Below are 18,789 nucleotides of genomic sequence, written 5' to 3' on the forward strand. Positions count from 1 at the left end.
GCAGGGTCATCGCCGTTACACACAAAGGGCAGCCAGTGGCTGCCCTTTGTTATGGTGGGGTCTGCGCCTTTCGTGTCAGGCCGCGTCCCGGGGGACAGAGAGCAATAAAAAAGGCGACCCCAGGGTCGCCTCTTGATGCCGGTTTGCGCTGACGGGCGCTGATGCCTTACAGCTGCTCGATCCCGACGATATGCCAGGGGGCATTGTTCTTGGCCAGATCGCGCTCCAGGTGCCACACCTCTTTGATGTCTTCCTCGACCTGCTCCTGGCGATCCATGTAGCGGCCGCTGAAGCGCACGCTCACCTGGGCCCAGTCGCTGCCGTAGTCGGCACGCACCAGCTGGGTATCCACATACATCACCTCGGTGTGCTGCTCACCGGTCAGCTCGGCACGCTCGGCCTTGAGCTGCTCGAACAGCTCCGGGCTCACGTACTCGCGGATCTTCTCCAGATCGTTCTTGTTCCAGGCCTCTTGCAGGGTGCGGTAGTGGTCACGGGCACCGGCCAGGAAGCCGTTCATGTCAAAGCCGGGCGGCAGGCGGAACGGCACATCGCTGTCGGCAAAGCCGGTGGCTTGCGGCGCGCTGTGGCTCTGCTCGAACTGCTGCGGAGCTGCCTGCGGTGTCTGATATCCCGCGTAGGCCGCCTGTTGCTGCTGTGGCGCCGCCATCTTGCCTTTGCGCAGGGCGCGGAAAAGGAAGACAGCACCCAGGGCCAGCAGGGCGATCAGCAGGAAGTCCATGCCCTGCATGCCTTCAAAGGCACCGCTGCCCAGCAGGTAGGCAAACAGACCGCCGGCCAGCAGGCCGCCCAGCAGACCCCCCATCATGCCGCTCTTCTTCGGCGGAGTCTGGGCGTTCAGTGTCGGATTCTTGTTGTCGACCGGTTTGGCCGCAGGCTGGGCCGGCGCAGTTTTGTAACTTTTACCAAAGGATTTGCTGCCGCCAAACTTCTTGGCCTCGGCATGAGGTGCCCCCAGGCCAATGGCCAGGATCACGGCAAACAGGGTCAGCATCTTTTTCATTTTGACTCTTTTCACTCTCGTCTGTGGGTGGGGCATGCTCCGCGTTGGCTAGCTCAGCAAGACGCATGGCAGGCTGCCTGTCCCTAAATGTGTCGCAGCTTGGGCCGATATGTACCATGATTGGCATGAATTATTCATGAACGAGTTGCCTGGCATCGGGCGTCAAGAATGGGAGCATGCAGCATGAAAAGCAGACGATTGAGTCGCAAGGAACGCAAACTGCGAAGCAAAACGAGAAGCAGCAAGGGGGAGCAGACCCTGGTCTGGCCCTTCATGATGGTGTGAATAAGCCAGAATAGGGCTCGCCGTGCCTGGCTTTCTTTTGTAAAATTCCCGTCCCCTTCCCGCTGCGGTTTTTATGTGTATGGCAGAGCAAGTGACGGCGAAAAAAGACGCCAAGACACAACAGCTGAAAGTACCTCCCCACTCCTTTGAGGCCGAACAGTCCGTACTGGGCGGCCTGATGCTGGACAACGACGCCTGGGATCGGGTTGCCGAGCGGGTGATCGACAAGGATTTCTACAGTCGTCCGCACCGCCTGATCTTCCAGGCCATGACCCGCCTCTCCAATGCGGGCAATCCCATCGACCTCATCACCTTGCAGGAGGAGCTGGAACGCTCCGAGCAGCTCGAAGAGGCCGGTGGCTTCGCCTATCTGGTGGAGATCGCCAAGAACACCCCGAGTGCCGCCAACATCAACGCCTACGCCGAAATCGTGCGTGAGCGTGCCGTGGTGCGGGAGATGATCTCGGTCGCCAACGAGATAGTCGAAGCGGGCTACGAGCCCCAGGGGCGCACCTCCAACGATCTGCTGGATCTCGCCGAGAGCAAGGTGTTCCAGATCGCCGAGCAGCGCACCAGTGCCAACGAGGGCCCCCAGCCGCTCAAGCTCATCCTCGAGCAGACTGTCGACAAGATTGAAGAGCTGTTCAAGACCCCGCACAACGGGGTGACCGGCGTTTCGAGCGGCTACAACGATCTGGACAAGATGACCGCCGGCCTGCAGCGTTCGGACCTGGTCATAGTCGCGGCCCGTCCCTCCATGGGCAAGACCACTTTTGCCATGAACCTGTGCGAGCACGCGGCCCTCACCGCCGACAAGCCGGTGCTCATATTCTCCCTGGAGATGCCCTCCGAGCAGATCATCATGCGTATGCTCGCCTCGGTGGGGCGCATCGACCAGACCAAGGTGCGGACCGGTCAGCTCGACGACGAGGACTGGGCTCGTCTCTCTTCCACCATGGGACTGCTGCTCGAGAAGGGGAAGATGTACATCGACGACTCCTCCGGCCTCACCCCGACCGAAGTGCGCTCGCGCGCCCGCCGGGTGGCGCGGGACAACGGCGGCATCAGCATGATCATGGTGGACTACCTGCAGCTGATGCGGGTGCCCAGCCTCTCCGACAACCGTACCCTGGAGATCGGTGAAATCTCCCGCTCTCTCAAGGCGTTGGCGAAAGAGCTGCAGTGCCCGGTAGTGGCGCTCTCCCAGCTCAACCGAAGCCTGGAACAGCGGGCCGACAAGCGCCCGGTCAACTCGGATCTGCGGGAATCGGGCTCCATTGAGCAGGATGCGGACTTGATCATGTTCATCTACCGCGACGAGGTCTATCACGACGACAGCCCCGACAAGGGGATCGCCGAGATCATCATCGGCAAGCAGCGTAACGGCCCGATAGGAAGAGTGCGTCTCACCTTCCAGGGGCAGTTCTCGCGGTTCGACAATTATGCCGGCCCGGCGTTTGATGATGACTACTAATCATCGTCATCGCAATTCTGAAGAGGAAGTGGTGAGAGTCATCTCTGCCAAGCAGCGTAACGGCGCCAATATGCGGCCGAGTGCGGTTCACCTTCCAGGCCAGTTCTCGCGGTTTGACAACTACGCGGGCCCTGCGTTTGATGATGACTATTGATCATCAGGTGACCCGCTCTGCGCGTGTCACCCTGATGATGGTAAAGAGAGTTCCAGAAACAGTTTTCCCGGTTCGACAATTCTGCCGGTCCGGCCTTAGACGATGACATTTGAGGGCTGACACCACCCGGTGCCTGACGCGTTGGCGCGTTATCATGCCCTCGTAAGGGAAAACAGATGAAAGCGGCAATTGCCCAAATCGATACAGCGGCCCTGCGCCACAACCTCGCCGTGGTCAAACGCCACGCCCCCGAATGCAAGATCATCGCCGTGGTCAAGGCCAACGCCTACGGCCACGGCCTGCTGCCGGTCGCCCGTACCCTGGTGGATGCGGATGCTTACGCGGTGGCCCGCATTGAAGAGGCCCTGATGCTGCGCTCCTGCGCCGTGGTCAAGCCCATAGTGCTGCTGGAGGGCTTCTTCAGCGCCGCCGACCTGCCGGTGCTGGCGGCCAACAATCTGCAGACCGCGGTGCATACCTGGGAGCAGCTCGAGGCGCTGGAGCAGGCCGAGCTGCCGGCCCCCGTAGTGGCCTGGCTCAAGCTCGACACCGGCATGCACCGGCTCGGGGTACGGGCCGAGGAGATGCCCGCCTTTATCGAACGGCTCGGCAAGTGCAAGAACGTGGTGCAACCGTTCAACATCATGACCCACTTCAGCCGCTCCGATGAGCTGGAGCAGCCCACCACCCGTGAGCAGATCGATCTGTTCAGCAAGCTGACCGCGCAGCTTTTGGGCGAGCGCGCCATGGCCAACTCGGCGGGCATTCTGGCCTGGCCGGACTCCCACTGCGACTGGGTGCGTCCAGGGGTGATCCTCTACGGCGTCTCGCCATTCCCCGATACGGTGGCGGCGGATTACGACCTGAAACCCGTGATGACCCTGCGCACTCAACTCATCGCCGTGCGCGATCACAAGGCGGGCGAGCCGGTGGGGTATGGCGCCAACTGGGTGTCGGATCGCGATACCCGCCTCGGTGTCATCGCCATCGGCTACGGCGACGGTTATCCGCGCATGGCCCCCAACGGCACGCCCGTGCTGGTCAATGGCCGCATAGTGCCGCTGGTGGGCCGGGTTTCCATGGACATGAGCACGGTGGATCTGGGCCCGGACGCAACCGACAAGGCGGGAGACGAGGCGGTGCTGTGGGGAGAGGGGCTGCCGGTTGAGCGGGTGGCCGAAGAGATTGGCACCATCCCCTACGAGCTCATCACCAAGCTCACCTCCCGCGTCTTTATGGAGTACGTCTGATGTGGCAGCAGCGCCTGCTGGCTCTGAAGCCCCGCTCCCGGGGCTTTCATCTGGTGACCGACGAGCTGGTGGCCAGGCTGCCGGAGCTTGCCGATTACCGAGTTGGCATGGCGCACCTGCTGTTGCAGCACACCTCGGCGTCACTCACCCTCAACGAGAACTGCGACCCGAGCGTGCGCGCCGACATGGAGGCGCACCTGCACCGGCTGGCGCCGGAAGATGCCCCCTACTATCGCCACACCTGTGAGGGACCGGACGACATGCCGGCCCACATCAAATCTTCCCTGCTCGGGGTGAGCCTGCTGCTGCCGGTGCGTGACGGCCGGCTGGCGCTCGGCACCTGGCAGGGGATCTGGCTCGGCGAACATCGTATTGACGGCGGCGCCCGCAAGATCCTGGTGACCCTGCAGGGGGAGTAAGCGGGCGTCGGTGGTGTCGGGCAGAATGAAAAAGAGGGATGGCCTTGAGCCATCCCTCTCTGTTTTTGTGTCTGGCTGTGTGCGGCCTAGCGCACCCTGAACGGGGTCAGTTCGGCCAGCGGGGTTGCATCCATAAAGGCTTGCGGTTCCTGACCGTGCTTGAAGATCTTGAAGTCCTGATCGCGAGCACTCCAGTACTCCAGGGTGTCGCCGCTCACCTGTAGCAGGCTCGCTTCGCGCAGGGCCACCACGTATTCGCTCGGGTTGATGGTGCAGAACTCGGCGAGGCGCTCATCGCGGGTCTCTCCCATGTGGCCGCTGATGCTGGCGTCCAGGTAGTGGGGGTTGATCTGCAGCGGAAACAGACCCAGCGCCGGCAACACGGCGGCGTTGCACACCGGCATGTCGTTGGTGGTGCGGATGCTCGGGGTGGCCACATTGCAGCCGGCGCTCCAGCCTACATAGGGGACGCCACGCTCGTGCACGGCGCGCTGGATTGGCACGATCAGCCCCTGCTCGTGCAGCTGCTGGTTCAGACGCCAGGTGTTGCCGCCGCTGATGAAGATAGCCTCGGCCTGGTTGATGGCGGCCACCGGATCGTCGAAGTGATGGATGCTGATGGCCTCGACCCCCAGGCTGTCACCGAGATCCCGGGCGCGTTCGTCCCAGTCGCTGCGGATCACCGCATAGGGAATGAGCAGGATACGCTTGACCTGCTTGCGGGCGAGCAGGCTCTGCACCCGCTCGCGGGCCCAGCCGAGCAGGCCCGGAAATTCGTTGGCTTTACCGTTGCTAAGAAGAAGCAGTTCCATGAAACAAGTCCTCGATGAATGAAGGCACGGGAGGATCGCCCGCCACGGCAAGGGCAGGCGACAGGAGGGCTTATTCTAGCCCGATTGGTGGCGTGGTTTTGTGATCTTCCCGACTTTGGCCGGAGAAACGATGAGGGGGCCACAGCCCCCTCGGTTGATGCGTCAGGATCAGTCGAGCTTGAGATCGACCCACACCAGGCGGTGATCCGAACTCACCCCCTTGGCGATGCCAAGCTTGGCGTCGTAAACCAGATGGTAACCGGCCTCGAAGCTTGCCGGCCAGAACACACCGCTGCTTGTGGCCTCCAGGTTGGCGGAGGGGATAACGTGATCCAGCTGCAACCCGCTACTGCTGGTGATGCGCTCCGGCGAGGGGCGATTGTTGTTGCGCTTGCAATCGGTGCCGCTGGCCAGGCACTCCGGGCCCCCTTCGCTGACCGGGATCAGCGAGCCATTGGTGACGGCCTGATTCATCCGCGCATTGTCCAGCAGCGCCTTGATGGCGCTCAGATCGCCGTCGCCGGTGAGCGGATCGGCGTTGAGATCCCCGGCGATGACAAACTTGGCATCTTTGGCCAGCCCACCCTTGGTGCCCTTGTCATCCGTCATGTAGTCGAGGCCGTTGACGTAGTCATTCCAGAAGGCGATTTCGGCCCGGTTGTGCTTGACGTTGTGGCGCGCCGCATTGCCGAAAATGGGGGGTGTCGGGTGGGAGATGAGGAAGTGAACCACCTCTTCCCCCTGCGGCGTCTTGATCCGCACCGGCACATCGGCGTGGTTCTTGGACGAGAGCGGGAACTGCTGCCAGGCCGCGTCGTCATACCAAGCATCGCCACACTGGCGGCTGGCCGGGATCGGGGCCTTGGGGTTGCTGCAGTCATCGATGACGGGGTTGGTTTCACCGGGCATATCCTTCCACTTGAAGGTCTGGAAGGTGCGGATCTGTTTGGTGTCGACCGGATATTTCGACATGACTGCGAAGGCGTACTGGCCGTGGTAGTTGCCAAAGCCCCAGGCATCGTCCGGCCCCGTGTTGACCTTGCCATCCTGATTGAGGTCAAAGCCGCTCATCAGGCCGGTATTGGTGGCAAAACCCTGGCGTACCGGATAGCTGATGGCAGTGACGTCGGAGTGCTGGGCGTGGGCAAGGTAGTTGTCGTTGAAGGCATTGAGGGCGGCAGTGCTCTCGCCCTTGCCGTCGTTGTCGAACTCGTTGAGCAGGAAGACGTCGGGGCGAGTGCGCTGGACTATCTCGGCGATATTGCGGATCTGCTGCACGTTCTTGGCGGTGGTCTTTTCCGCCTCGCTCAGGCTGGTGTCACCCTCCTGGTAACGGGCCAGCAGGGCATCCTGAGCGGTGCGGGTCAGGGCCAGTTCGCCGGCCAGCATGCCGGGAGCGGTGCGGTCGAACGAGAGATTGAAAGTGGCAAAACGGACCATGGGATCGGGGGCCTTGGAGTCGTTGTCGCTGTTGCAGCCGGCGAGCAGCCCGAGGGCGACGGCCGCGGCCAGCAGGGTTCTGTGTTTGTTCTTCATTATAATTGTTCCGTAGCATCAATGGGTTAAGCCTTTTCAAGGCCGCGCCATTATAGTGCTCGCTTGAGAACTGAAACCCCTTGTCTGGCAAAAGTGTGAAAGCATTCACAGCGTTTGTTGAACCTTGATGGATATCTCGCTGCCGATAAGCACAGCGACGAATCCCGACGTAATCCGGGACCCGATAGAGGGAAGATGGCTTGACTTTCAGCCTTCAAAGCACCATGGGCAAACCGCTGTCGGGGTGGTGGATCACCTGGGCCGGATAGTCGTAGAGGCGGGCAATCAGCGCAGGGGTCAGCACCTCGGCCGGTGTCCCGTCCGCCATCAATTTTCCCTGTTCCAGCATCACCAGCCGATCGGCGTAGCGGGCTGCCAGATTGAGATCGTGCAGCACCACCAGCACGGCGGTGTTGCGGCTCGCCAGGGCGCGGGCCATGGTCAGCAACTGGTGCTGGTATTTCAGATCAAGGGCCGAGGTGGGCTCATCCAGCAGCAGCAGGCGCGGCTGCTGCACCTCGTCGGGGGCTTGCCAGATCTGGGCCAGCACCCGGGCAAACTGCACCCGCTGCCGCTCGCCGCCGGATAGGCCTGGATAGAGCCGCTTGGCCAGGTGTTCTACCCCGGCGTGGGTCATGGCGGCCTGCACTATCTCGTCGCGCCGTTTGGCCGGTTCGCTGTGGGGCAGTCGCCCCATGGCCACCACCTCCTCACACAGAAACGGAAAGTTGAGCGACGAGCTCTGCGGCAAGACGCCGACCCGGTGGGCCAGCTGGTTGCTGTCCCAAAGCCTGCGATCCTGGCCAAACAGAGTGATGCTGCCTTCGTGCTCCAGTTCACCGGTCAGGCACTTGAGCAGGGTGCTCTTGCCCGCCCCGTTGGGGCCGAGCAGGGCGGTCAGGGTAGCGCTTTCGAGGGTCAGATCCAGCCTGTCGAGGATCCGGCGCTGGCCGCGGCGCAGGCCAAGCTGCTGACAGGTCAGGAGGGGGGAGGGGACAAGATGATCCATAGCAATCCGTCTTAGAGGGCGCGACGGCCCTTGATCAGCAACCAGATGAAGAAGGGGGCGCCCAGGAGGGCCGTGATGATGCCCACCGGCAATTCGGCCGGAGCCAGCAGGGTGCGGGCCAGCATGTCGGCACCAAGCAGAAGGGCGGCCCCCAGCAGGGCCGAGAGTGGCAGAAGCCTGACGTGATTGGGCCCCGCCATCAGCCGCACCAGATGGGGCACCACCAGACCGACGAAGCCGATCATGCCGGAGACGGCCACCGCCACGCCGACGCCGGCGGCAGTGAGCAGGATGAGGCGGCGCTTGAGCGCCTGCACATCCACCCCCAGGTGGCGCGCTTCCCCTTCGCCAAGCAGCAGGGCGTTGAGCGGGTTGGCATCGCGCAGGAAGAGCCAGATCAGGGTCGCCAGGGTCAGCAGCGCCAGCGCCACATCCGCCGGTTTGCCCGCCGCCAGGGTACCCATCTGCCACAGGCTCAAATCCCTCAGCATCTGGTCGTCGGCCAGATAGGTGAGCAGGCCTATCACGGCGCCGGAGAGCGCCGTGATGGCGACCCCGGCCAGCAGCATGACGGTGACCGAGGTGCCTCCCTCCCGGGTGCCGAGCAGATAGACCAGGGTTGTGGTCAGCGCCCCGCCGAGAAAGGCAAGCAGGGGCAGCAGGCCGATTCCCAGAGTGGCTTGCCACTGCTGGCTGAGGGGAGTCAGGAGCACGATGGCAAGCGCAGCCCCAAGAGCCGCACCGCCCGAGACCCCTATGATGCCGGGGTCGGCCAGCGGATTGCGAAACAGCCCTTGCATCACGGCGCCGCAGAGCCCGAGTATGCCCCCCACCGCGATGCAGAGCAGGGTGCGGGGCAGACGGATCTCCTGCACAATCAGCAGCTTGTGCGCTGCAATCCCGCTCTCCTGACCGACCAGCAGCGCCCTGATGCTCTCGCTCATGGTGAGGGCCATAGGGCCGGTTGCCAGAGAACCGAGCAGCAGCAGGGCCAGCAAGGCCGTAGTGATGGCCAGCAACCAGGGGAGGGGCAGGCGCATCATGATCCCTGCTTGATCCACTGGGCGATCTGGTTCGCCTGCTGCAGTGAGTTGAGGCTCAGCCCCCCTTGCAGGGCGTGACCGTCGATGGCGTGAATGGCCTTGCGCTTGCCGGCCGGAGTGGCCGCCAGGGCGGGCACTTCTGCCAGCACGCTGGCCGGATCGGCATATTGCTGCCAGTCGCGGCCGCTTACCAGCACCAGGTCGGGTTGCATTTCGATCAGGGATTCGGCAGAGACGGGCTTGTAGTTGCGCAGGCTGGCGACCGGATTGATGCCGCCCGCCAGTTCGATGAGGGCGCTGGCGGTGGTATCTCCACCCGCAATGCTGGTGGGTTGTCCCTTGTGCAGCAGCAGGAAGGCAACCTTGAGCGGCTTGTTCTGTTTGGCCTGGGCCGCCAGCTTGTCGGTCTGGGCCCGGATCTCGGCCTTGAGTCTGGTGCCGGCCTGCTTATCCCCCAGCAGAGCGGCCAGGGTGTCGATGCGCTCGGTGAGGTTGGCCAGGGTGGGGGCCGTCTTCAACACGTCCACCTTGACGCCGGCGCGGCGCAATTGATCCAGCGTCGGGGCCGGGCCCATCTCGTCACTGCCGACTACCCGGGTCGGGGCGAGGCTCAGGATCCCTTCGGCTGCGAGGGCGCGGTGGTAGCCCACCCTTGGCAGTCCCTTGGGCAGCGGACTGCTGACATCGGTGGCGATCAGGCTGGGTTCACCGCCCAGCGCGAGGATGAGTTCCGTGGTGGCCGGACCTATGCTGACGATACGTTCTGTTGGAGTAGCCGATACCGCCAGAGGGGCAAGGAGGGCTGAGCAGCCCAACAGGGTGAGTGCGAGGGCAAGACGACGGCCCATGCTAACCTCCGAAAAGGATCAATGAAACGGGTGTGTCGCCGAGAATATCAAGGCCGCAACAAAATTGCACTGATAATGATAGCAATTATCAATTGCATTGAGTTTGGTGCTTTATTAGAGTAGCCGCCATGATGAATAGCGGGGCGAACGGGCCTCGCAGAGGGAGAGAACATGAGCATTGCACAACGCATTCATGCGCTGCTGGAACAGGATCCCGGCGCTCATCCGTCAACCTTGGCGGCCCAGTTGGCCGTCAGCGAGTGGGAGGTGGTGCGCCATCTGCCAGCCGAGCTGGTGACCCTGTTGCCACCGGAGCGTGCCCAGGGTCTGCTGGAGGATCTGGCCGACTGGGGGCCGGTGACCACCATAGTCGAATCGGAAGGTTCTATCTTCGAGGTCAAGGCGCCTTTCCCGAAGGGCAAGGATGCGCGCGGCTATTACAACCTGATGGGGCGTGATGGAGAGCTGCACGGCCACCTCAAGCTCGACAGGGTGGTGGGGATTGCGCTGGTCAGTAAGCTGTTCATGGGCAAGGAGGGGCACTCGTTCCAGTTCTTCGCCGAGAGTGGCCGCTGCATCTTCAAGATCTACCTGGGGCGTGACGAGAAACGCCAGCTGCTGGCGGATCAGGTGACCCGTTTCATGGCCCTGCGCCACCCGTCTCAAGAGGAAGTCAAAGCATGAGTGAGCGTCAGGAACGTCTGCAAAACCGCCTGCAACCGGAGATCCGCGAGTTTCGCGACCACTGCCGCACCCTGCAGCTGGCCACGGTCGACAGCGAAGGCAATCCCAATGCCAGCTATGCCCCCTTCGTGCTGCAGGAAGATGGTTACTATGTGCTGATCTCCGAGATCGCCCGTCACGCCCGCAACCTGCAGCAGGTGCCCAGGGTGTCGCTGATGCTGATCGAGGATGAAACCGGTGCTCGCGAGCTGTTTGCCCGCAAGCGCCTCACCTTCGATGCGGTGGCCGAAGTAGTGGCCCGCGACGATGTGCGCTGGGAGAAGGCAGTCGGCGCGCTGGAAGGGCGCTTTGGCGAGATTGTCCACGGTCTCTCCAATCTCAAGGATTTCGTGCTGTTTCGCCTCAAGCCCGAGCAGGGTCTGTTCGTCAAGGGCTTCGGTCAGGCGTTTCGCGTCTCCGGCGACGAGCTGGTGGATTTCGTCCATCTGGTGGAAGGGCACAAGCGCATCGACAATGGCGCCGAGCTGACCAGCCCGGCCGATGCACCTCTCTGAGTGCCAGCCATACCATGACAAAACGGGCAGCCAGTGGCTGCCCGTTTTCATTGATATCTTGCACCGGCGCGCAGCGCCTCAATCCTGCCAGGTGCCCCTGTTCGGGAAGGCGCCACGGTCGGCCTCGGTCGCTGTCTCGTTGCACTCCCCCCGCAGTCGCCAGGAGTTCTGGCTCAGCACTATGTAACCGTCGCGGCAATATTGCTTGCGGGCCAGGGTCTCGGTCAGCAGATCCTGTTGCAGCTCCTCCCGCTGCTCCAGCAGTCGCTGGTGCTGGGCGGCCGACAGCCCGCGCGGCAGGGTGTCGTTGGGCGCGGCTTCGAAGGTGAAGCGCTTGCTTCCCTCTTCGCTGATGTGGGTCAGGAACAGGGGCTCAGGCCCGTCATAACCCTGCCCGGGCAAGCCGGAGCAGGCACTGAGCAGGGGAAACAGCAGCAACAGGGTGACAGGCAACAGGCGCACGACAGACTCCGGTGAAAACTAAACGAGGCTCGCAGATTAACATGGCTGCACAGCGGGTGTTACTGCCAGCAGCTCATCCGTGCTGAGCAGGGTGACACCGCGCCCCTGCGGCAGGCTGAGGTGGCGCCACATCCAGTTGTGATGCTCGATGATCTGCGCCGCCCCCAGGTGGGGACGATCGGCCGTGGTATGGCCATCGCTCAGCACCAGCACCTCGAAGCCGTGGGAAGCCGCGCTGCGCACCGTGGTATCGACGCAAAAATCGGTGTTGCTGCCACAGAGGATGAGTCTGTCGACCGGTTGTTCGGCCAGCAGGAAGGCGAGCTCGGTATCGAGGAAGCTGTCACAGCCCTCCTTGCGTACCCGGCTGTCCCCCTTGGCCGGTTGCAGCGCCGGGTGCAGTTGCCACCCCGGCGTGCCCGGTACCAGCTCGCTACCGGGCGGGCCATCGTGCTGGACGTAGATGACCCGGCCATGTTGCTGCCTGATGTAAGCCGCAGCCCGGTTGATATTGGCCAATACCTGCTGCTGGTTGTAGTGGGTATCTTTCATTACCCCTTGCTGCACGTCGATGATCAGTAACACGTCCATATATGCTCGCCGTCTCCTTGATGATTAGGGTTGCAGCCACAGGCTGCAGTCACGGCTGCGGGATTGATGCAGCGCCCCCATATCTTGCTTCATCTCGGCACTGCTTTGCCAGCGTGCCGGCAGCGGCATGACGGTGACCGTCACATCGGCAGGGCGCCCGGCAGCGGGCGTGTCGCCGGTTTGCGGCACTATCAGGGCCACCTTGAGCGCCGGATTGCGGCTGGCGATGCGGCTGGCGAGCCCCAGGCCCCCCTCCACATGGAAGTTGCCGGCGATATGCATGATCTGGCGGCCCGGGTGGCTGGCGAGGTAATCCACCATGCTTTCTGCCATGGTGTCGTCCCAGCTGGTCTGGGCGGCGAAACGGCGGGCGTTGCTGTCGGCATCGCCGTGGTGCATGGAGGCCATAAACTTCTGGCGATAGGCATCACTCCCCAACGTCAGCTCGCGAGCCAGCTGGCTGCGCCGGTTGGCGGGAAGCTTGTCCAGCCACTCGGGCCCCTCCTGGCCGACACAGCTCACCAGAGGTTTGGGGGCATTGGCGGCGATCACTGGCAGCCGATGGGTTTTGGCAAATTCCACCAGGGGGCGGTAGTCGCTTTGGTAGTTGGGCCAGGCATGGCCTTCGCGGATCAACACCGCTTCGCCGATGCGCCCTGCCAGATAGGCATCCAGGGTAGCCTGATCGGCCCGGCTGAACTGCTCCATGGAGAGGGTCAGCTGCCGCCTTGTCTGTGCGGCGCTGTCATTCAATCCGGCCAGCAGGCGGGATTGCAGCAGATGGATGGCGGGGTGCGTGTGCAATTCGCCCACCAGTATGATGTCGGCATCGGCCACACGGGCGATGGCCTGCTCCAGGGTGAGGGGATCCTGCCGATCGCTGCTCAGTTGGTAGTCATAGAGGGTCTGCAACGATGCAGGTGGTACGGGTTGAGTGGCACAGGCTGCCAGCAACAGGGGCAGGGCGAGCAGAGGGAGTCGTTTCATCATGGATCTCACGGCAAATGGTTCGGGATGCGCAGGCATCGCGGATGAAAAACAGGATTAAAGGGTAACAGCCGCCGACAGTGTAAGAGCAAGAAGTTCGCTTTCAAATGATAATGATTCTTTTTATTGATCTTTGTTTGATGGTGAGTAATATGCGCATTGATTGATAACTATTCTCAACAAGGATTCGCTGTGACCCACCATAACTCACTCTCTCTGGTTGCCATGGCTGTGGCAGCAGGGCTTTCCACCCCACTCTTTGCCGCCAGCCACCAGGCGAATGAAGTCGTGGTCGTCAGCGGCTCACGGATGGAGCAAAAACTGGAAGATGTTTCCGGTCCTATCTCGGTGATCACCGCCAAGCAGATTGAAGAACAGGTAGTAACCGATGCCGCTGATCTGTTCCGCTACGAGCCGGGCGTGACCGTGCTGGGCGGTCAGGGGGATGCCCAGACCTTCATCATTCGTGGCATGGGGGAGAACCGGGTCAAGGTGGTGCGTGACGGCGTGCGCCTGAACGATGCCTACAGCAAGGGGGGCGTGGGTCAGAGCTATTTCGACACCGAGATGATCAAGCAGGTGGAAGTGGCCAAGGGGCCGGCTTCTGCGGCGTATGGATCAGATGCGCTGGGGGGCGTCATCGCCATCACCACCAAGGATGCCGGCGACTTCCTCAAGGGCAGGGACAGCTATCTGGACGTGACCAGCGGCTATGCCTCCGGCAGTCACCAGACGATGGCGGGCTTTACCGGCGCCCTGCGCACCGGCGAGGTGGAAAACCTGCTGCGCTACACCTGGCGAGATGGTGGCGTGACCCAGAATTATGACTCCAGCAAGAGCGATTTCGATATCGGTACCCACGCCCTGCTGCTCAAGAGCAAGTGGAACCTCTCCGATGAGCAGTTCCTCAAGCTGACCGTCGATTACCTGACCGATGGCGAGGAGCCGGATGCCATCAAACTCAACAAGGTGGGTACCGGCACTGCCCGCGTCTTCGAGCAGCCCATCACCGACAAGCAGACCGACAACCTCTCCCTAGTGCTGGATCACGGCATCGCGCTCAACCTTGGCTGGGCCGATCGGATGGACAGCAAGGTCTACTACTCCCGCACCAAGCAGACCCTGGATCAATACGCCTCTTCCAAGTACCCGGTCAGCCCGGGCAACCCCTATGTGACCAAGAACTCGCTGGACAACAACGAGTTTGAGCAAACTAGCGCAGGAGCCCAGCTGCAGTTCCACAAGGCGATTGGCAATCACCGCCTGGCCTGGGGGGCCGAGTACGAACACACGGACAACGAGCGATCCCGTTACAAGGGGCCCACCACCTCGGGGGATTTTGTCGGCTACAACGAGCTGAGTTTCCCCTCAACTACCAGCGAGCGTGGCTCACTGTGGGCTTTTGACGAGATCAAGTTTGGCGAGCGCTGGGTGCTGACGCCGGGGGCCCGCTACGACTACTACCGCATGACCCCGGACAATGACCCTGCGTACACCGGAGACAAGCTGCACAAGTTCTCCGAAGGGGAGCTGTCGCCCAAGCTGGGCCTGGTATTCAAGGCCCATGAGGCGGCCAACCTGTTCGCCCAGTACAGCCATGGTTTCAAGGCGCCCATGTATGACACCGCTTTCTCCACCCTCAATCACCAGGCCTACGGCTATCGCATCGAGCCGAATCCGAACCTCAATCCGGAGAGCAGCGACGGCATCGATCTCGGCGTGCGCGGCAGCAGCCACGGTCTGAGCTACGAAGTCTCCGGCTTCTACAACAAGTTCGATGATTTCATCGAGATGGTGCAGGTGGGCACGGAAGGCAGAACCTCCGTCTACCAGTATCAGAACCTGAGCAAGGCCACCACCAAGGGGGTCGAAGCCAAGGCGGATTACTGGCTGAACGACATCGTCAACGTCTGGGGCAACCTGGCCTATATCGAAGGCAAGGATGGGGATGGCAACTACATCAACAGCCTGAGCCCGCTCAATGGTAGCGTAGGGGTGCGTCTCGAACAGGCTAAGTGGAACTTCAACACGGCGCTGCGTTTTGCCGACGACATGGACAAGGTTCGCAAGGACAGCAAGGGCAACGAATACGTCAAGAGCGCAGGCTGGGGCGTAGTGGACATGTATGCCCAGTTCAATCCGATGGCCGATCTGCAGCTCAACGTCGGTGTCTTCAACCTGTTTGACAAGGAGTACACCAGCTATGAACGCATCGCCGGCCGTGTCGAAGGGTCGGACAACAGCGCCATGACCGAGCCGGGCCGCAACCTGAGCGCACGGATCAAGTACGTCTTCTAAATAACAAGCAGCACACGCAGTCATGAGGGGAGCAGGGATCCCCGCACACATCCCCGCCCGAACAGGCGGGGATTTTTTTATCTCTGCTTCAGTGACAAGGATTGACGCGAGGTCACGGAAAAGTGGCTGGCACCTTGGTCGCACAGAGGGAATGTTGGTAATGGGGGGGGGCGAGACCATCTTTGTAGTCATAAATGCTGATATGCGCAACATCTTGCTTTCATGATGACATTTATCACTGCCATTGCAGTATTTGGTAGTTCGGGGAGCAGGTTTGCGCGAAATCTTGCGTAAAAAGTGGTGATGGGGACGAGGGCTTGTTTTTATCTATATGATATTTATATGGTTTTTGGTTTGGCATGGACGCTGCTAATAGATTCGCTCGAGTGCTATCTCATTTCACTAATCTATCAGGAGCATATCCATGCCAACTCCATGTTATATCAGCATCGAAGGTAAAACCCAGGGCAACATCACCGCGGGTGCCTTCACCTCTGACTCCGTCGGCAACATCTTCGTGCAAGGCCACGAAGACGAGATGCTGGTACAAGAGTTCCAGCACGTCGTGACCGTACCGACCGACCCGCAATCCGGCCAGCCGGCTGGCCAGCGTGTCCACAAGCCGTTCAAGTTCACCGTGGCCCTGAACAAAGCGGTTCCGCTCATGTACAACGCCCTGGCGTCTGGCGAGATGCTGCCGAAAGTGACCCTGAAATGGTATCGCACCTCCGTCGAGGGCAAGCAGGAGCATTTCTTCAGCACAGTGCTGACCGATGCCACCATCGTGGATATCGACTGCCAGATGCCGCACTGCCAGGATCCGACGAAGTCTGACTTCACCCAGCTGATCCAGGTCTCCATGGCATACCGCAAGATTGACTGGGAACACACTGTGGCCGGTACCTCTGGTGCTGACGACTGGCGTGCTCCGATCGAGGCTTAATCCTCGATTTCTTACTTTGGTATTCCTTGTAAGTAGTTATGTGTATTTTGGTCGGTTGAGCAACCGGCTTCTTGTACTGTGCATTTTCTCCAGTCTGCCTGTGGGCAGGCTGGAGCTTTTCTGTTTTGCCATCCCTGATGCGATGACTGCGCAGGGATGGCAAAGCAATAAAGGTGTCCTGTGATGCAGACACAATCAGCACGTGATTCATTGCCTGCCTTATCTTTGGTTGCATTTTAGGAACCGGAGAGGGCGGGCGCGTGGTGTTTTGGAAGGGTCAGGCATATTCGGGTCAGACAGTGGCGAAGGCTTTGGCATTGCCGAGCCGTGACAAGGGTGAGAGAGCATGGCTAATCAAACCGGATTGCAGTTTACCGTCAAGGTGGGGGCGCTGCCCGAGGGGACCTTCGTGGTGGCCGAGTTTGCCCTGGAAGAGGCGCTGAACGACCCGTTCCAGCTGCGCCTTGAGTTGGCAAGTCCCCAGCCGGACATCGACTTTGCCGCCGTGCTGGACCAGCCGTGCGAGCTCCTGGTGTGGTATAACGGCGAGCTGCAGCGCCGGGTATGCGGGGTGGTCAGTGACGTTGCCCAAGGGGACAGCGGTTTTCGCCGTACTCGCTACCAGCTGCTGGTGCAACCGGCCCTGTGGCGGCTGTCGCTGCGTCACAACTCGCGCATCTTCCAGGCGCAAAAGCCCGACGAAATCCTCAGCATCCTGTTGCAGGAACACGGCATTACCGACTATGCCTTTGCCCTCAAAAATGAACATGCCCAGCGCGAGTATTGTGTCCAGTATCGCGAGACCGACCTCGATTTCTTGAATCGCCTCGCCGCCGAAGAGGGGATGTTCTACTTCTTTGAGTTTGAGCAAGGCAAACACCGTCTCGTGTTTGCCGACGACGCGGCGGCCCTGACTGCCGGTCCCGAGCTCTTCTTCAACCTCGGCAACCGCTCGCTCGAGCAGGGCGCCTATGTGCGCCAGTTCCACTATCGCGAGGCGGTACGCACCTCGGATGTGGAGCTCAAAGACTACAGCTTCAAGACCCCGGCCTATGGGCTCTCCCACAAGAAGCTGGGGGCCGAACTCGAGCATCAGCGCCAGAGCTACCAGCACTTCGACTACCCGGGCCGCTACAAGCAGGACCCGAGCGGCAAGGCGTTTGCCCAGCATAGGCTGGATGGCCTGCGCAATGACGCCGTGACCGGTAGCGGCAAATCCAACAGCGCGGCCCTGCTGCCGGGGCAGTATTTCTCCCTGACCGAACACCCGAACGCCAACCTCAACAGCGATTGGCAAATCGTCCATATCCGTCATACCGGCCAACAGCCGCAGGCGCTGGAAGAGGAGGGGGGCAGCGGCCCGACCGTCTACCACAACGAATTTGGCGTGGTGAAGGCGAGCAGCACCTGGCGGGCCCGTATTGGCAGCCCGCAAGCGCCTCACAAACCCATGGTGGATGGCCCGCAGATTGCCATGGTGGTGGGCCCGGAGGGAGAGGAGATTTACTGCGACGAACACGGCCGGGTCAAGCTGCAATTCCCCTGGGACAGATATGGCAGTTCCAATGACCAGAGCTCCTGCTGGGTACGGGTGAGTCAGGGCTGGGCGGGCGGCCAGTACGGCATGATGGCCATTCCGCGTATCGGCCATGAGGTCATCGTTTCATTTCTGGAAGGAGACCCGGACCAGCCCATCGTCACCGGGCGCACCTACCACGCCACCAACCGGCCGCCTTATGAGTTGCCGGCCAACAAGACCCGCACCGTGCTGCGTACCGAGACCCACCAGGGTGAGGGCTTCAACGAGCTGCGTTTTGAAGACCAGGCGGGGCAGGAAGAGATTTACCTGCGCGGTCAGAAAGACCTGAACGTGCTGATTGAGAATGATGCGGCCTGGCATATCAAGCACGACGAGCATCGGGACGTCGATAACGAACGGGTGACGCGCATCAAGGCCAATGACCACCTGACGGTGGAAGGTGAGAAGCGGGATCATATCAAGGCAGACTATTCCCTCACGGTCGATGCCAGCCTGCACCAGAAGCTGGGGCAGTCGTTGCTGGTGGCTGCCGGACAAGAGGTTCATATCAAGGTCGGCGACAAACTGGTGCTGGAGGCGGGCTCCGAAATCACCCTCAAGGGGGGCGGCAGTTTCGTCAAGGTCGACCCCAGTGGCGTCAAGCTGGTCGGCCCCGGCATCAAGCTCAATGCAGGCGGCAGTCCGGGCTCAGGCTCCGGCTGGGCAGGTCAGGCTCCGGTAGCGCCCAAAGGGGTAGAAGTGGTCAAGGCTCCCGATGCGGTGGAGTTGGTCAAGGCCGTACCCACAGAAAAAGCGATGGAAGCACTGCTCAAGGAGCAGGAACCTGTAGAGAAGAAACCCAAGGCCTTCTACCTCTTTTCTGAATAAGGACGCAGC

The 18,789-nt window shown here is 61.5% G+C and carries 17 protein-coding genes; 8 read left to right on the top strand and 9 right to left on the bottom strand.

Features of this window, described 5'->3' with window-relative positions:
* Positions 1-166: 166 nt before the first annotated feature.
* Positions 167-1,024: a Tim44 domain-containing protein gene (locus LA321_RS10950; RefSeq protein ID WP_201940522.1), complete on the bottom strand. Its 858-nt coding sequence runs from the start codon at positions 1,022-1,024 to the stop codon at positions 167-169.
* A gap of 364 nt (positions 1,025-1,388) precedes the next feature.
* Between LA321_RS10950 and dnaB the strand changes: the two genes are divergently transcribed.
* The 3 genes from dnaB (at position 1,389) to LA321_RS10965 (ending at position 4,606) form a co-directional block, all read left to right on the top strand.
* Positions 1,389-2,783: a replicative DNA helicase gene (gene dnaB / locus LA321_RS10955; RefSeq protein ID WP_041210543.1), complete on the top strand. Its 1,395-nt coding sequence runs from the start codon at positions 1,389-1,391 to the stop codon at positions 2,781-2,783.
* 330 nt (positions 2,784-3,113) lie between these two features.
* Positions 3,114-4,187, top strand: coding sequence for an alanine racemase (gene alr, locus LA321_RS10960; RefSeq protein WP_201940520.1), 1,074 nt, complete (start codon positions 3,114-3,116; stop codon positions 4,185-4,187).
* Positions 4,187-4,606, top strand: a complete 420-nt coding sequence (locus LA321_RS10965) for a secondary thiamine-phosphate synthase enzyme YjbQ (RefSeq protein ID WP_201940518.1) — start codon at positions 4,187-4,189, stop codon at positions 4,604-4,606. The genes alr and LA321_RS10965 overlap by 1 nt, the downstream gene beginning before the upstream one ends.
* Positions 4,607-4,692: 86 nt before the next feature.
* Here the strand turns inward: LA321_RS10965 and pepE are convergent, their stop codons facing one another.
* The 5 genes from pepE to LA321_RS10990 form a co-directional block, all read right to left on the bottom strand.
* On the bottom strand, positions 4,693-5,418 hold the full coding sequence (gene pepE, locus LA321_RS10970) for a dipeptidase PepE (RefSeq protein WP_042070224.1): 726 nt from the start codon (positions 5,416-5,418) through the stop codon (positions 4,693-4,695).
* Between the two features lie 168 nt (positions 5,419-5,586).
* The gene (locus tag LA321_RS10975) at positions 5,587-6,954 is read right to left on the bottom strand and encodes an endonuclease/exonuclease/phosphatase family protein (RefSeq protein ID WP_042070223.1); all 1,368 of its coding nucleotides are present in this window, start codon (positions 6,952-6,954) and stop codon (positions 5,587-5,589) included.
* 214 nt (positions 6,955-7,168) lie between these two features.
* Entirely contained in the window at positions 7,169-7,963 is a 795-nt protein-coding gene (locus LA321_RS10980; protein WP_201940514.1) for a heme ABC transporter ATP-binding protein, read from the bottom strand.
* Positions 7,964-7,974: 11 nt separating this feature from the next.
* Entirely contained in the window at positions 7,975-9,006 is a 1,032-nt protein-coding gene (locus LA321_RS10985; protein ID WP_201940511.1) for a FecCD family ABC transporter permease, read from the bottom strand.
* Entirely contained in the window at positions 9,003-9,854 is an 852-nt protein-coding gene (locus LA321_RS10990) for a heme/hemin ABC transporter substrate-binding protein (RefSeq protein ID WP_042070238.1), read from the bottom strand. The genes LA321_RS10985 and LA321_RS10990 overlap by 4 nt, the downstream gene beginning before the upstream one ends.
* Positions 9,855-10,025: 171 nt before the next feature.
* On the opposite strand from LA321_RS10990, the gene hutX reads away from it, so the two are divergent.
* Together hutX and hutZ are read left to right on the top strand one after the other, a co-directional pair.
* The gene (hutX, locus tag LA321_RS10995; protein WP_026457788.1) at positions 10,026-10,538 is read left to right on the top strand and encodes a heme utilization cystosolic carrier protein HutX; all 513 of its coding nucleotides are present in this window, start codon (positions 10,026-10,028) and stop codon (positions 10,536-10,538) included.
* On the top strand, positions 10,535-11,092 hold the full coding sequence (gene hutZ, locus LA321_RS11000; RefSeq protein ID WP_042070236.1) for a heme utilization protein HutZ: 558 nt from the start codon (positions 10,535-10,537) through the stop codon (positions 11,090-11,092). The genes hutX and hutZ overlap by 4 nt, the downstream gene beginning before the upstream one ends.
* Positions 11,093-11,170: 78 nt before the next feature.
* On the opposite strand, the gene LA321_RS11005 is transcribed toward hutZ, so the two are convergent.
* From LA321_RS11005 to LA321_RS11015, 3 genes are read right to left on the bottom strand one after another with little or no spacing between them, the layout of a single operon-like run.
* Positions 11,171-11,554 (bottom strand): hypothetical protein, encoded by a 384-nt coding sequence (locus tag LA321_RS11005; RefSeq protein ID WP_026457790.1) that lies wholly within the window; start codon positions 11,552-11,554, stop codon positions 11,171-11,173.
* 36 nt (positions 11,555-11,590) lie between these two features.
* The gene (locus tag LA321_RS11010; RefSeq protein WP_026457791.1) at positions 11,591-12,145 is read right to left on the bottom strand and encodes a cysteine hydrolase family protein; all 555 of its coding nucleotides are present in this window, start codon (positions 12,143-12,145) and stop codon (positions 11,591-11,593) included.
* A gap of 24 nt (positions 12,146-12,169) precedes the next feature.
* On the bottom strand, positions 12,170-13,135 hold the full coding sequence (locus LA321_RS11015; RefSeq protein WP_201940509.1) for a ChaN family lipoprotein: 966 nt from the start codon (positions 13,133-13,135) through the stop codon (positions 12,170-12,172).
* 189 nt (positions 13,136-13,324) lie between these two features.
* Between LA321_RS11015 and LA321_RS11020 the strand changes: the two genes are divergently transcribed.
* The 3 genes from LA321_RS11020 (at position 13,325) to tssI (ending at position 18,780) form a co-directional block, all read left to right on the top strand.
* Positions 13,325-15,430, top strand: coding sequence for a TonB-dependent hemoglobin/transferrin/lactoferrin family receptor (locus LA321_RS11020; RefSeq protein WP_042070231.1), 2,106 nt, complete (start codon positions 13,325-13,327; stop codon positions 15,428-15,430).
* A 424-nt stretch (positions 15,431-15,854) separates the two neighbouring features.
* Complete coding sequence (hcp1, locus tag LA321_RS11025; protein ID WP_201940504.1) at positions 15,855-16,373, top strand: type VI secretion system effector Hcp1; 519 nt, start codon at positions 15,855-15,857, stop codon at positions 16,371-16,373.
* 346 nt (positions 16,374-16,719) lie between these two features.
* Positions 16,720-18,780: a type VI secretion system Vgr family protein gene (gene tssI, locus LA321_RS11030; RefSeq protein WP_042072379.1), complete on the top strand. Its 2,061-nt coding sequence runs from the start codon at positions 16,720-16,722 to the stop codon at positions 18,778-18,780.
* Positions 18,781-18,789: the final 9 nt, after the last annotated feature.

Origin of the sequence: Aeromonas enteropelogenes, from assembly GCF_020097295.1 — a bacterium.
Taxonomy (GTDB): Bacteria; Pseudomonadota; Gammaproteobacteria; order Enterobacterales; family Aeromonadaceae; genus Aeromonas; species Aeromonas enteropelogenes.